Raw genomic sequence first — 13,380 nt, 5'->3', positions numbered from 1 at the left:
CTTAAGGAGGCGTCTTGAAAGCATGACTTTAATACATTTAAAGGAAATCGAAAAATTAGTTGATAATAAACAAAAGAATTTTGTGGAACTAGCTGATAAAATTTGGGAACTAGCTGAGACAAGGTTCGAAGAATTTGAATCTGCCAAACTATTAACGAATGTTTTAGAGGAAGCAGGATTTGTTGTAGAAAAAGGCGTTGGAGGGATTGAAACAGCCTTCATAGCAACATTTGATCAAGGTGGACCAGTTGTTGGGATTTTAGGAGAATACGATGCTTTATCTGGTTTGAGCCAAGAACGAAATGTCGCTGAAGCGAAGCCAATTGTCCCGAACGGAAATGGTCACGGTTGCGGCCACAATATGCTTGGAGTGGCAGGGATTTCCGCGGCAGTTGCATTAAAAGACTTTCTTGAAGCAAATCCGCAAATAAAAGGTACGGTGAAATATTTTGGCTGTCCGGGTGAAGAAGGAGGATCAGGAAAAACCTTTATGGTTCGTGAAGGGGTTTTTGAAGGAATCGATGCTGCACTAACTTGGCATCCTGAATCTTATAGCGGAGTGTTCCACCAAAGCTCTCTTGCAAACTATCAAGTATATTTCTCCTTTAAAGGGATTGCTTCTCATGCGGCAAATTCACCACATTTAGGCAGAAGTGCATTGGATGCAGTGGAGCTCATGAATGTTGGTGTCAACTATTTACGAGAGCACGTGATTCCGGAAGCGAGAATTCATTATGCCGTTACCAATACAGGTGGAATTTCACCTAACGTTGTTCAAGCTGATGCGGAAGTACTTTATCTTATTCGTGCACCGAAAATTAGCCAAGTCATTGACATTTATAATCGAGTCATCAATATTGCCAAAGGGGCAGCATTAATGACCGAAACAGAAGTAGAAGTCCGTTTTGATAAAGCATGTTCGAATTATATTCCCAACGCGGTGCTTGGTGAAGTCATGGGGGAATATTTAGAAGAAGTCGGCTTTCCGCAATACACGGAAGAGGAATTGGCATTTGCACGCAATGTAAAAGCCACCATTACGCCTGGAGATGTTGAGAATAAAATCAATGATATCAAAAATATAACGGGATACTCCGTTAAAAAAATTGAGAGTTTTCTTAAAGATAGTCCATTTATCGAGAAGGTCATTCCGTTTCACAAAACAGACGGTATTATGTTCGGCTCGACTGATGTAGGAGATGTCAGCTGGAATATTCCAACTGCACAATTCTGGGGAAGAACCTTCGTCTTTGGAACCCCGTTACACACATGGCAAGTAGTCTCCCAAGGGGGATCAACCATTGGCACGAAAGGAATGATCCAAGCAGCAAAAGTTCTTGCCGGAACAACCTTGCATCTCTTCGAACACCCAGAGCTTATCGACAAGGCCAAACAAGAACTTGCTAGGGAAAAAGAAGGCAATGAATATATCCCACCGATTCCGAAAGATGTAAAGCCATCAGCTTTGAAATAAGAAGTGAAAGAAGCTAACTACTTACCGTGATAGTGGTTAGCTTTTGAAATTATTACCCTTATATGGACCATTATCATATGATCATTTTTGGATCATTTATCGTGACTGTGATTGCAATTGTTATTTCTCCTGTAAAACGGAAATAACCCACCCTGCCTCTGCCTTGGTTTGGGTGAGTTATTCCTAGCCTCGAGCTACTGCAACTCTTGCCGTATGATGTACGTAGCAACATTGGCTGCAACCAATGTTCCTTTTTATTATATTCTGTATATTTTAAGTATATACAAATCAAAGGATGTTTTCAAATGAATCAGTACCAGAATATATTAGTCATTTGTATTGTCAAAATGAAAAATTGATGACGAATATTAATAAATCACGACCACATGTATTTTGTCACAAAATATTCACAATCTAACTGAATATGAGGTGCCTTTTTTATACGCAAAACCCTATATAAAATATGAAAGCAATTTTTGATGAAGAAAAGGGAGTGGATGAAGATGGCAAAGTATAGAATGGTGCGTACAGAATTTTGGAAGAGTCCAATTGTGCTAGAGGAAATGACCCCGGAAGATAAGTATTTTTACCTTTACCTACTTACGAATCCGCATACTACTCAAATTGGAATCTATCGAATTACGAAGAAACAAATGGCGTTTGATTTGGGCTATTCGATTGAAAGTGTTCAATCGTTAATGGAGCGATTCGAAAAGCATCATCAGTTAATTCGTTACAATCCGAAAACTAGGGAATTGGCAATTAAGGACTGGGGAAAAGAGAACCTCCAAAAAGGTGGAAAACCGGTCATGGATTGTATTGTTTCCGAATTGAAAGAGGTCGTGGATCCTTCACTTATCCAATATGTGTCGGAATCCATACATAAGCAAGAGATTAGGGAGTTATATGAATCTTTTTATCAACAAAATGCAACGCACATGGAGACGGATGTAAAAGATGTATGTATAGAATTTAACGATGCGCTAACGACTCGCTATACGACAGGGGAACAAAATGAAGAGGACGAAAAAGACTCCTACATACAATTTGACGATACGTCAAAGACTCGTTTTACGACACGTGGGCAAAAAGAAAAACAAAAAGAAAAACAAAAACAACAACAAAAAGATCTCTACCCAAGTATAGAGAATAATCTACACATAGAGAATCCGTCACTAAGTAATCCAAAAAATGATGATGTGATGGAAATTATGGAGTTTTGGGATGCAAACGGATTTGGTTTTACGAACGTAAATGCAAAAGTACAGTTGTTGTCGTGGTTGAATAATTCAAGTTTTTTACAACCGAAAGAAATGATCTTAAAAGCCATGAAAATAGCGTGTGCCAATAACAAGCGAAAGCTGAATTATATCGTGGGGATTCTGAAAAACTGGGAAAATGAATCTTTACTAACCGTAGAAGAAGTTGAGTCGTATGATGAGAAACAAAAGCAATACAGACCATCAACCGATTCATTTCCTGCTGGAAGAGCGATTCCGAGGGAAATTGAATTCGATTTATCGGCAGGTGAAGATGGATGAGTGTTATGGACAGTAAGTGAATGTTACGGGGTAGTCTATATCTACAAAAAACGGAAATTTAAAATCCTTCAAAAACTCATTATCTAGTAAAATCTAGCTTAACCAAAAGGAGTGGGAAATTTGTATTTTTCAATAAACGCTTATAAATATCTATTAGGTTTCGATAACACATATCGACTTTGTAAAGATGGTATTTGGATAACATTAGAAAAGTTCACATCGTTTGATGATACTAGGGACATGTTGTTTAAATCTTATGAAGATGCTAAGTTTTGGCTTGATTCAACTGGCAGAGTAATAATTAATGGAGTAGAAACAAGTACGATACCGAAAGTAGAAGGAAAATTATTCGATGATGGTTATTCTTTTGAGATAGTTGCACATCGTACAACAAAACCGAAAAATCCAGTTATCACAAGACAACAATTAAAAAATGTATTAATCAACGGTGACGATAACGTTTCCAATTCATTGGTGATTGATTATGAAGGGATGCCTAAACTAATTCAATTAGTAAATAGAACACCAAGCGCAATCGAAGAATATCCAGTTAGATTTGAAACTTTTGCAGCTGGGAATGGATATGTAGGTTCAATAAGCGATTTAAATCACCTAGAGACAACTTACCAAGCATTATTAGAAGCCTGGGCTATGCATATCACGACTGGTCGCTCCTTTTATCGCGATTGTGTAAGTGGGGAAAATACGGAGGAAGAATTAATAGACGAAATTGAAAGTGAGATTAGCAATCTAGCATGAAGTAAAACATGTACTATGGCGATTGAATTATAAAATAGCATTAGATATGCATTTGTTTCACGGTACATTGCTTTTGAAAATTCAAAGTAATTAACACACCATTTATAGAAGTGACAGGAGCTAGTCGCATTTTCAAATTGGAGAATAAAACCTTTGCTAATTTGTATGTTAAATAGGTTGTTAATTTTTTACTCTGAAATGATAGAGACAATATGGAGTGAACTAAATAAAACTAAATGGAAAATTGCGAAAATATGTTAAAATTAAAATATAGAGATGGGAGGCAAAACGGATCAGATTATAGAACAGAGGTGATAGTCTTTGAAAATATTCTTATTAATTGTTTCTTACATTGTGTTAGATGTAATTAGTTCATTGATTTATGTTGGATTATTGTTGCTGCTTTTTATAACAATGAAAAAAGTTTTTAATATGAATGAAGAAAAGTGGAGCGCATTTTTTAAATATAGAAATGGAAAAGGCTTATATTCTATAATGGTTTTTCCGTATTTATTAATGATTTCCATAATGTACCCAGTAACTATGTTTGGGTTTGATTTGATTAACTTTGATTATAGGGTTTTAGGCTATATAGCCGTGATTATGTTACCAACGCTCATTTTATTTTTAAAATTACCAAAGCTTAAAGAAAGTATAGTAATAAATACGAGGGAAGTTATTAAGCAAAACGGGCGCGATTATTAAAAGATAACGCGCCTATTCTATGTTTGGGAAAATAATAGGATATGTTCTATCCACAATTAATTTTCATCTTTCATTTTTCGAAAAACCAACCAATTGACTAGTCCAAAAAGTGCAAGGGGCAAAATAATAACCAGAACAAGAAAAGTTGGATTTTTACCCCCTTGGAACAATTCCTTCGTTTGTGGAATCCTTAATAATAAACCAAAAAAACCTAAACTGACAATATAAACAACGCCTCCATAGAAGTCTCGTTTCTTCTTGAATAAAACATAAACAATTGCCATGATGAGAATAATAAGAATGGCCATCCAATCAAATGGAGAACCTATTTTCACAATGCCTTGTTTTGGTGCACACAAATTAATTAAGATAAATAAGCCTAATGGAATCATGAGTAAGATCCATACAAAGAAAAATTTAATTATTTTTGGAAATTGTTTTTTTATATAAATACTCCAATGTAACAACTTAAAAGCGCCATAAACCAATGCAATGGATAGAATTCCATCCATTAATAGAACAAATACATTTACTTGTAAAGTTGGTGCAATAAAGCCTCCGCATATAGAGAAGAATGAGCTTATTAAAAAAATCAAACCACTTATTTTAAAAATTGATTTCCATGAGGGTTTCTCAAATTGCTTTGTCAGTTGATTGACGATTTCTTTCGGATTTTTACCAAAATATTCTTCTGCTGATTCCCCATGCTTTTGCGCTTCTAAAATATCTTGCAAGATTGTCATTAAATGTTGTTCTGTTTCTAATTCTTCATGAAAAAATCCAAATGTTCGCATATACAGGAGGATGTCTTCATAATACTTTTTATTTTCCGGAGTTAGTTGTTCTCTAAGCTTGTTATTTTGCTCCACTAATTGTTTAGCCGCAATATTTTCCAATTCATTCACTCTCCATCCTTTTCTAAAATCCGATCTACTTTTACAACTAACGAATTCCAATGTTCTTTAAAATCTTTTAATTGTTGTTCTCCTTCAGGAGTAATGAAGAAGTATTTTCGATTCGGTCCATCTGGTGAAGGAAGCTCCGTAATCTTAATAAGTCCTTGTTTTTCTAACTTTTGCATTAAAGGATAAATCGTTCCACCTACGATATTGGTAAACCCATAATTACGCATCATCTGTACAAGTTCATAACCGTATACTTGTTGTTCCTTAATAATGGCAAGCACACATCCTTCGAGGACACCCTTTAATAATTGTGTCTCCTTCATTTACTCACCTCACTAGTTTGTTAAGCATATTAGTTAAAGATATTGTATCATGTAATAACTAGTTTGTAAAACATACTAGTTGGAAATTGGGTTTTTGGAACAAAATAAATATTTCATTTTCAGCTAATGGAAGGTTTATTAATATACCCGCGAGGTCATTGTTTCTAACTTTTTTACATTTTTCATATTAATAATTGGGTACCATAGTGGAAGAAAGAGGAAGCAGATCAGTTCATGACAGCTCCAATTCCCCAATGATTTTCATGAAATCCAAGTAAAGGTCGATAAGATAAAGGATTTGTCGTTCCTTGAGAATCTTTCGGAAAAAATTCTTACAACTAAAGACCATAAGGATATCGAACATTGGATTGATTGGCAATTGGATAAAGAGAGGGAGTAAGAAGTCTAGTTTTGATCAGGCCATTAAAATTACAAAAGTTGCAGCGTTAATGAGCGAAATTAAAGTAGAGGTTCGATTCGACAAAGCCACTTTGAATTATATTCCCAATACCGTGCTTGGTGAAGTAATAGGGGAATATTTAGAAGAAGTGGGCTTTCCACATAAAGATGGTCCATTTATCGAGAATCCTCAAAAGAAATAGGATATGTGAACTATAAAAAAATTAGTCTATAGATGTAATTAATTATTTTTTGATAACCTAGAGGAAAAACCAAAGCAATTAAAATACCAATGATAGTTGATGAAATTGAAAAAACAATAAATTTCCGAAGCGGTATTTCATCCCTTTTATAAGCGAAAATGAAAGCCTTTATCATATAAAACACAGTAATAAATATTATTATAGATGAAAAAATACTTGCTATAATTACTTCCATTTTGTACCTCAATTCATAAAAATACTTTTTCTGAGTTTTGCCATTTAATTAGTTGTTGTGGGTTTGTAATATTGCAACAGGGGAATAACAAGAAGTTTACATTTACTGGCAGGAATAGTTGATAAAGAGAACTACCTATTAAAGAAATAATTGAAACTACTCGGTGATTCTTTATCCGAGCGTTTGCTTAGTTTTGTTGATTAAGGGGATAACACTTTAATCTAGAATCCCGTTCATAAAGATGAGCGGGATTTCTAATGTATTAGATTAAAATAGTATTTATTTCTTCTGGTCCTTCAATAATAATTTCATCAAGCTCATTTACCCAGTTTTTGCTTGGTTCCCTCTAGACTCAATAATTAATTCAAATCTATCTTTAATGGCTCTAACATCTACTTCTTGATGTTTACTACCATTTTTAACATAAAATCCATGTCTTTGGAGTTTTTTTGAGACAATGTCATTTACTTCTGCTGGTGTCATGATGATCGGATCCCTTTTTGTTAACCCTGAATTTGCTGGCATTCAATACACACCCTAAAGTTAATTTGTTTCAAGGTAAATATAACATATTTCCCATTCTCTTTGTGAAAAACATTTTAGCATCAGAGTAACTTAAGTATGATTGTAAAACCCATGGAAATAGCGTGTGCCAATAACAGGAGAAAGCTGGATTTTGTCGCGGGTCGAATCGATTTGCTGAATGAAAATGGTTATTTGTCGCCAGATATATGTAATGCCCTTCATTATGTTCGTAAGGTTGGTAATCAAGCAGCACATGATACTCGGGTATTTCGCTACTCCGAAGCATTACTATCATAGGAATCGGTATATAAAATTGTAAAATGGTATGTTGAAGTTTATTGTCCGATCGATTATGAAGTACCGAATATCAAGATCCTTCTCCAAAAACAGATCAATATTATATTAGTGAAATTGAAGTACGTTTAAAGACTATGGAAAACTTCTCACGGATTCATTTCAAAAACTTGGAAGCGGGCCTGTAACTGAAGAAGTTGTGCCTACAATAGAAGACACGGCGGTGGCAACAGATTTTCCAGGATTCACTACTATTCGAACTATTCGAACTCTTTTTTATAATGGAGACTCACCAGAAGTTCCATATTTTTTACGCGATGCATTTTTACTTCCTCAACGCTTTGATAAATCTGAAACGTTTTTAATTAGATTAGGTGCAGAGCAACAAGCAAGAATTATGAGCGAATTACCCAAAAATTTAGAAGGGCTCCATTTGCATGTGAAACGCTATAATGATAAGAATGATGAGACCTTTTATAAGGAATTAAAGATTTTCATAGAAGAAGAGAAGATCCGAAGAAAATTAATTTTAAAACGTCCTGGTGAACTGTTCTTATTCTATAAAGATAAGTATATTGTCGTTACCGAGGAGTTATCTCGAATCCCTTTATCGGCATCTGAATTTATTGGAATTCCTAGTCTTCTGAGACAATTTAATGAAGATCAAATTGAAACGGTTGTTCAGTTACCGAAAGAACTGGTTATTCTCGCAAAATATGTAAACGTTGGGGTCGGTACGGTAGAAAAGTTGTTTGAGCAATTAAAAGAGAAGAAAAATACTGAAAAAGGTTAATTGTCTCTAAAGCGATAATAAAATAACCATTATAATTGAATGAATAACTAGGAACATATGTTTCTTTTTGGTGATTTATGATATGATAATTGTAGCTACATAAGCAGGGAGGGCGGTGGCAACTGTTTCCCGTTTCTTGCTATGTGACCATGTCACAGCAAGAAAGGAGGTGTTGCCGATGACGATCTTCGAGGCACTGGTTTTGATGATCAGTTTTGCATCTTTGATTGTCTTGATTATGAAAGAAAAGTAACCCTCCCTGACGGCTAAATAGGGTGAGGGTTACTCTTTCACTTTTTAAAATATGCTTATAGTAATTGTAATATACTCGATCGGAAAAAGAAAGTATTAGAATAACTTGTTACTACAAATCTATTTGAAGAATCAACATAAAACGGTTCTGCTTCTGATCTTTACAATTGTTCGATAGTTGTCAATTCATTACCTAAATGTTGTCTTTGGAAACGATGAAAAAATTGTATAAGAACATATGTTTTTGATGTGGGCGGTGTGATATTATTAATTTAGCTACATAAGCAGGGAGGGCGGTGGCACCGTTTTTTCGTTTCTTGTCACGTGACCATGTCACAGCAAGAAAGGAGGTGTTGCCGATGACGATCTTCGAGGCACTGGTCTTAATGATCAGTTTTGCGACTTTGATTGTCATGATTATACGAGAAAAGTAACCCTCCCTGACTGGCTATTGGGCGAAGGGTTACTCCTTACTAATTAGCCACCGATCTACTGCGGAGTAGCTATTGGAACGCTGATGTTACAGCATCGGCGTTCTTTTTAGTTTATTCTAGTATTAAGTATAATATACTGAATTTCAAAATGAAAGTATGAAAATTGTGTATCATCGAGATGGAAATAATTTCGGAATTATAATGCATAACTAACAATAATCTATCATTCAATTCTTCTGTTTTACAATATTTTCCGTTATTTTAAATATATACAAAAAAACGGGATGAAATGATACTTTCATAATTTAAGAGGTGACCCACAAGGTGCTAAAACAAGGCATATACGAAGAAATTATCACGCACAAATTAAAAACAGAACTAGAACAAATTCCTAATCAAACATTCGGGATAGGTAAGGAAAAGTTGGATGTTGAAGAGGCTAGGAAAATGCTTTCAAGCTATATTTCTCATGTAACGAGAAGAGCTTTGAAATTCGTAAGAGATAATGAAAATGATGACAAAGTTGCATTGTTAAATCAGATCAATCTTTGCAATGAAATTATCGCCATTTTAAGTGAGAATCTAGGTGATCAAGAATTCAATGCATTGAAAATTGAAGAAGAGGCAGAAGTATTAACTTCTATTTACTCCCGAATCAATACGACAACAAGTATTCAAAATACTCCTGTGATTCGCCCGGTTACACCAATATCTCAAAGTTCCTTATTTACTGGATCTAATTATGAGCCGAATATGCTTGGCGAATTGAAGAAGGAGATCGTTAGTTCCGATTCTATTGATATGCTTGTTTCTTTTATAAAATGGAGCGGTTTGAGATGTATTATTGAAGAGTTAAAAAATTTTACTGAAAAAGGTGGAAAGCTTCGGGTTATTACCACATCCTATATGGAAGCTACCGATCTTAAAGCGATTCAAGAGCTTAGCAGTCTACCAAACACGAAAGTGAAAATTTCCTATGATGTTGAAAGAACACGGCTTCATGCAAAAGCTTACCTTTTTAAAAGAGAAACTGGTTTTACCACGGCTTATATAGGTTCATCCAACCTGTCAAACCCGGCTTTAACCTCTGGATTGGAATGGAACTTAAAAGTAACCGAGAAAGATTCATTTGATATTATCAAAAAGTTTGAAGCTACTTTCGAGAGCTATTGGAATGATCGTGAGTTTAGAACATTTGATCCTTCTAGTGAAGAAGACCACCAACAGTTAAAAAAAGCGTTGTCAAAATCCAAATCTCAAAATGAAAACCTGATTCATTTTGCCTTTGATATTCAGCCTTATTTTTATCAGAAGGAGATATTAGAGAAACTGCAAGTGGAGCGGGATATTTATGGTAGGATGAAAAACTTATTAGTTGCTGCTACAGGAGTCGGTAAAACGGTTATTTCCGCCTTTGATTACCGTCGTTTTCAAAGGGAACATCGTCAACATGCAAAGCTTCTATTTGTTGCTCATCGTGAAGAGATTTTAAAACAAAGTTTAGATACTTTTCGTGCGATTTTAAAGGATTTTAATTTCGGCGATCTGTTCGTGGGGAATCATGAGCCTAGTTCATTGGATCATTTATTCGTTAGTATCCAAAGCTTTAATAGTAAAAGATTATATGAGCATACAACGAGTGATTTTTATGATTTTATCATTATTGATGAGTTTCATCATGCTGCAGCGGATTCTTATCAAAAATTATTAGATTACTATCAACCAAAAATATTATTAGGGCTTACCGCAACACCGGAACGAATGGATGGTAAAAATATTTTATCGTATTTTGATGAAACGATTGCGGCGGAAATGAGATTAACAGAGGCCATTAATCAAAAACTATTAAGTCCATTTCAATATTTTTGCGTTAGTGATGTTGTTGATTTATCTAAATTAAAGTGGAGCAGAAAGGGATATGAAATTAAAGAATTGGAAAATGTATACACTTCTAATTCGCTAAGAAGCAACAATATCGTAAAAAGTGTATATAAATATGTAACAGATATTGACCAAGTAAAAGGACTTGGATTTTGCGTTTCGATTGAGCATGCGAAGTATATGGCCGATTTTTTTAATGCAGCGGGTATTCCATCTGTTGCATTGTATGGAAATGTCAATCCGAAAATTAGAGAAGAAGCACAAGACAGACTAGTTATCGGAGAAATCAAATTTATATTTGTAGTAGATCTTTACAATGAAGGGATTGATATTCCCGAAATAAATACAATACTATTCCTTCGACCAACCGAAAGCTTAACGGTCTTTTTACAGCAGCTTGGACGGGGGTTGAGGCTTCATGAAGGGAAGGAATGTTTAACCGTATTAGATTTTGTTGGCCAAGCCCATAAAAACTATAATTTCGAGGAAAAATTTAAAGCTCTACTCGGAAAAACAAAACATTCTGTTCAGTATTATGTAGAGAATGGGTTTTTCAATTTGCCTAAAGGCTGTTTTATCCAATTAGAAAAGCAAGCAAGTGATTATATTTTGCGGAATATTAAAAGCAGTGCGAATACAAAAGGAAATCTTATCGCGAAGATGAAGTATTTTGAGGAGGACACCGGTAAACCGCTTACTCTTGCAAATTTTCTTCAGCATTTTCATCTATCATTATATGACTTTTATGGTAAAAATGGTGATCGGAGTTTTAGTAGAATGTTGGTAGAGGCTGGGATTAGCAACGATTTCGATTGTGAAAATGAAAAATTGATTACAAGTCGACTTCCTTCCTTATTCCATATCAATTCGCCTACATTTATTCGTTTTATGCTTTCTTATGTGAAGGAAGGCAAAGTTAGTAATGATAAAGAAAAATTAATGTTATCAATGTTTTATTATACGTTTTATAAGAGGTTTCCTGAAAAAGAAGGGCTATCATCTATTAAGGAGGGAATTCATAAAATAATTTCTTTTCCTGCGTTTAAAACGGAGATTATTGCGATATTCGAATATTTATATCAGTCCATTGAGACGATGGAGATCCAAAATGATTTTTCATTTTCTTGCCCATTACAAGTACATTGTAAGTATACAACTTCACAGATAATGGCTGCATTTGATTATTATAATGAGACGAAATCACCAGCTTCTCGAGAAGGAGTAAAGCATTTCAAGGATAAAAATGTCGATATTTTCTTTATAACATTGAATAAATCAGACAAAGAATTTTCTCCATCAACTCTCTATGATGATTACGCGATAAATGAGCGATTATTTCACTGGCAAACACAAAGTCGAGTGTCGGAAACTAGTGAAACAGCTAAACGATATATCCAGCATCGCAAAAGAAATCATCAAATTGCTTTATTCGTCAGAGAGTATAAGAAAGAAAATGGATATACCTCCCCATTTGTATTTTTAGGAACCGCCGATTATGTGAAACATACAGGCAATAAGCCGGTGAGTTTTATATGGAGATTGAGAGAGGAAATGCCTTCGTATTTGGTACCAAGGGCCAATAAAAATATTTTATAATTGATAGATTATGATAAGAACATAGAAAAGTAACCCTCCCTGTGCGCTAATAGGTGAAGGGTTACTCTTTACGATTTAGCCACCGCACTTCTTGCGGAGTAGCTACCTGAACGCTGATGTTACAGCATCGGCGTTCTTTTAGCTATTCTTATATTAAGCATAATATACTGAATTTTAAAATGAAAGTGATTAAGTTTTTAGTTGCAACAAAAACCGCTAATTCGGCCTATATAATAACAATATTTGGTAATTAACTATGAAATAAGAAGTTAATATGATCAAATTTTTCCAACAATCTATAATTGATTATACCTCAATAGGAATAAAGACCCTTATGCAAACAACCAAAATAAGATTGACTCTATCCTCCCTTAGTTGGATAATATACCCATAAAATCTCATTAACAATAAAAGTGGTGAACGTATGAGTACACTTTCTTATCTAAATAGACATTTAAGTAACAAGCAGGATCAATTAGAACGACTACATACATGCGAACGTGAATTAAAAGAATGTCGGATTGAGTTTAAAGCCAATCAACGATTTTGTTTATCTCCTGAGTTAAGTCCCACAACTTGGCGTGGTAAGCTTGCAAAGGATTTTGAACGGATCCGTCGCGATGGCATTCTTCAAAACTATAAAGATATTAAAAATAATCAAATAGATAAATCTCTAACCGTTTTACATCAAGAAATTCAAACAATAACCCGCGAAATAAATAGTTTTAGAAGAGCTATTCAATCCGAAATCGAAAGACTGAGGGAGGAGGAAAAGGAGAAATGAGTACAGAAATTAAGGTTCAGTATACAGAAATAGCACAAAAACTAGCCAATCTTCAATCCAAAGCCAAATCCCTAAAAACATCATTTCCAACAGATATTGGCGGTAAAAATCATATGGATGTTATTTCAAGGCTTAATGAAATAGGGGCTGACGTTCAAAAAATTTTACATAGCTATCAATCTTTTTTACTAAAAAGTGAAAATGCTACAAAGGAAGCAATTAAAAGTATGAAAGAATTGGACGAACGAGTATCCGGGCAATTTCAGCCGATGAAGTA

General features: G+C 34.5%; 16 protein-coding genes. 13 read left to right on the top strand and 3 right to left on the bottom strand.

All coding sequences use genetic code 11. The annotated features are described in order from the left end of the window. Window positions 1-22 precede the first annotated feature (22 nt). From B5V89_RS18930 to B5V89_RS18915, 5 genes are all read left to right on the top strand, one after another. Complete coding sequence (locus B5V89_RS18930) at window positions 23-1,474, top strand: M20 family metallopeptidase (RefSeq protein WP_108073522.1); 1,452 nt, start codon at window positions 23-25, stop codon at window positions 1,472-1,474. 62 nt (window positions 1,475-1,536) lie between these two features. Beyond that, window positions 1,537-1,620: a putative holin-like toxin gene (locus B5V89_RS20800; protein ID WP_425319848.1), complete on the top strand. Its 84-nt coding sequence runs from the start codon at window positions 1,537-1,539 to the stop codon at window positions 1,618-1,620. Window positions 1,621-1,977: 357 nt separating this feature from the next. Continuing rightward, a complete protein-coding gene (locus B5V89_RS18925) occupies window positions 1,978-3,015 on the top strand; it encodes a DnaD domain-containing protein (protein ID WP_244913545.1) in 1,038 nt (345 codons plus the stop codon). A gap of 120 nt (window positions 3,016-3,135) precedes the next feature. Beyond that, on the top strand, window positions 3,136-3,774 hold the full coding sequence (locus B5V89_RS18920) for a hypothetical protein (RefSeq protein WP_108073520.1): 639 nt from the start codon (window positions 3,136-3,138) through the stop codon (window positions 3,772-3,774). Window positions 3,775-4,095: 321 nt separating this feature from the next. Next, entirely contained in the window at window positions 4,096-4,479 is a 384-nt protein-coding gene (locus B5V89_RS18915; RefSeq protein WP_107921005.1) for a hypothetical protein, read from the top strand. Between the two features lie 56 nt (window positions 4,480-4,535). On the opposite strand, the gene B5V89_RS18910 is transcribed toward B5V89_RS18915, so the two are convergent. Next, window positions 4,536-5,375: a DUF1129 domain-containing protein gene (locus tag B5V89_RS18910; RefSeq protein ID WP_108073564.1), complete on the bottom strand. Its 840-nt coding sequence runs from the start codon at window positions 5,373-5,375 to the stop codon at window positions 4,536-4,538. Between the two features lie 5 nt (window positions 5,376-5,380). After that, complete coding sequence (locus B5V89_RS18905; protein ID WP_066235647.1) at window positions 5,381-5,707, bottom strand: PadR family transcriptional regulator; 327 nt, start codon at window positions 5,705-5,707, stop codon at window positions 5,381-5,383. Window positions 5,708-6,075: 368 nt separating this feature from the next. Between B5V89_RS18905 and B5V89_RS18900 the strand changes: the two genes are divergently transcribed. Beyond that, a complete protein-coding gene (locus tag B5V89_RS18900) occupies window positions 6,076-6,309 on the top strand; it encodes an amidohydrolase (protein WP_142406547.1) in 234 nt (77 codons plus the stop codon). A 556-nt stretch (window positions 6,310-6,865) separates the two neighbouring features. Here the strand turns inward: B5V89_RS18900 and B5V89_RS18890 are convergent. Then, window positions 6,866-7,069, bottom strand: a complete 204-nt coding sequence (locus B5V89_RS18890; RefSeq protein ID WP_108073514.1) for a hypothetical protein — start codon at window positions 7,067-7,069, stop codon at window positions 6,866-6,868. A 96-nt stretch (window positions 7,070-7,165) separates the two neighbouring features. On the opposite strand from B5V89_RS18890, the gene B5V89_RS18885 reads away from it, so the two are divergent. From B5V89_RS18885 to B5V89_RS18860, 7 genes are all read left to right on the top strand, one after another. Further along, the gene (locus tag B5V89_RS18885) at window positions 7,166-7,366 is read left to right on the top strand and encodes a DUF4145 domain-containing protein (RefSeq protein WP_108073512.1); all 201 of its coding nucleotides are present in this window, start codon (window positions 7,166-7,168) and stop codon (window positions 7,364-7,366) included. Between the two features lie 220 nt (window positions 7,367-7,586). After that, a complete protein-coding gene (locus B5V89_RS18880) occupies window positions 7,587-8,156 on the top strand; it encodes a hypothetical protein (protein ID WP_108073510.1) in 570 nt (189 codons plus the stop codon). Between the two features lie 178 nt (window positions 8,157-8,334). Beyond that, complete coding sequence (locus B5V89_RS20795) at window positions 8,335-8,409, top strand: putative holin-like toxin (protein ID WP_425319847.1); 75 nt, start codon at window positions 8,335-8,337, stop codon at window positions 8,407-8,409. Between the two features lie 358 nt (window positions 8,410-8,767). Further along, window positions 8,768-8,842 (top strand): putative holin-like toxin, encoded by a 75-nt coding sequence (locus B5V89_RS20790; RefSeq protein WP_425319846.1) that lies wholly within the window; start codon window positions 8,768-8,770, stop codon window positions 8,840-8,842. A gap of 324 nt (window positions 8,843-9,166) precedes the next feature. Then, the gene (locus B5V89_RS18870; RefSeq protein WP_108073506.1) at window positions 9,167-12,319 is read left to right on the top strand and encodes a DEAD/DEAH box helicase; all 3,153 of its coding nucleotides are present in this window, start codon (window positions 9,167-9,169) and stop codon (window positions 12,317-12,319) included. Between the two features lie 424 nt (window positions 12,320-12,743). Beyond that, complete coding sequence (locus B5V89_RS18865) at window positions 12,744-13,103, top strand: hypothetical protein (RefSeq protein ID WP_066235621.1); 360 nt, start codon at window positions 12,744-12,746, stop codon at window positions 13,101-13,103. Further along, window positions 13,100-13,380 (top strand): YwqI/YxiC family protein (locus B5V89_RS18860; protein ID WP_107920994.1); only part of this gene is annotated, 281 nt, incomplete at its 3' end. The genes B5V89_RS18865 and B5V89_RS18860, both read left to right, overlap by 4 nt.

Origin of the sequence: Heyndrickxia sporothermodurans, from assembly GCF_003055045.1 — a bacterium.
GTDB lineage: Bacteria > Bacillota > Bacilli > Bacillales > Bacillaceae_C > Heyndrickxia > Heyndrickxia sporothermodurans.
This window is presented reverse-complemented; position numbering and strand designations above follow the sequence as displayed.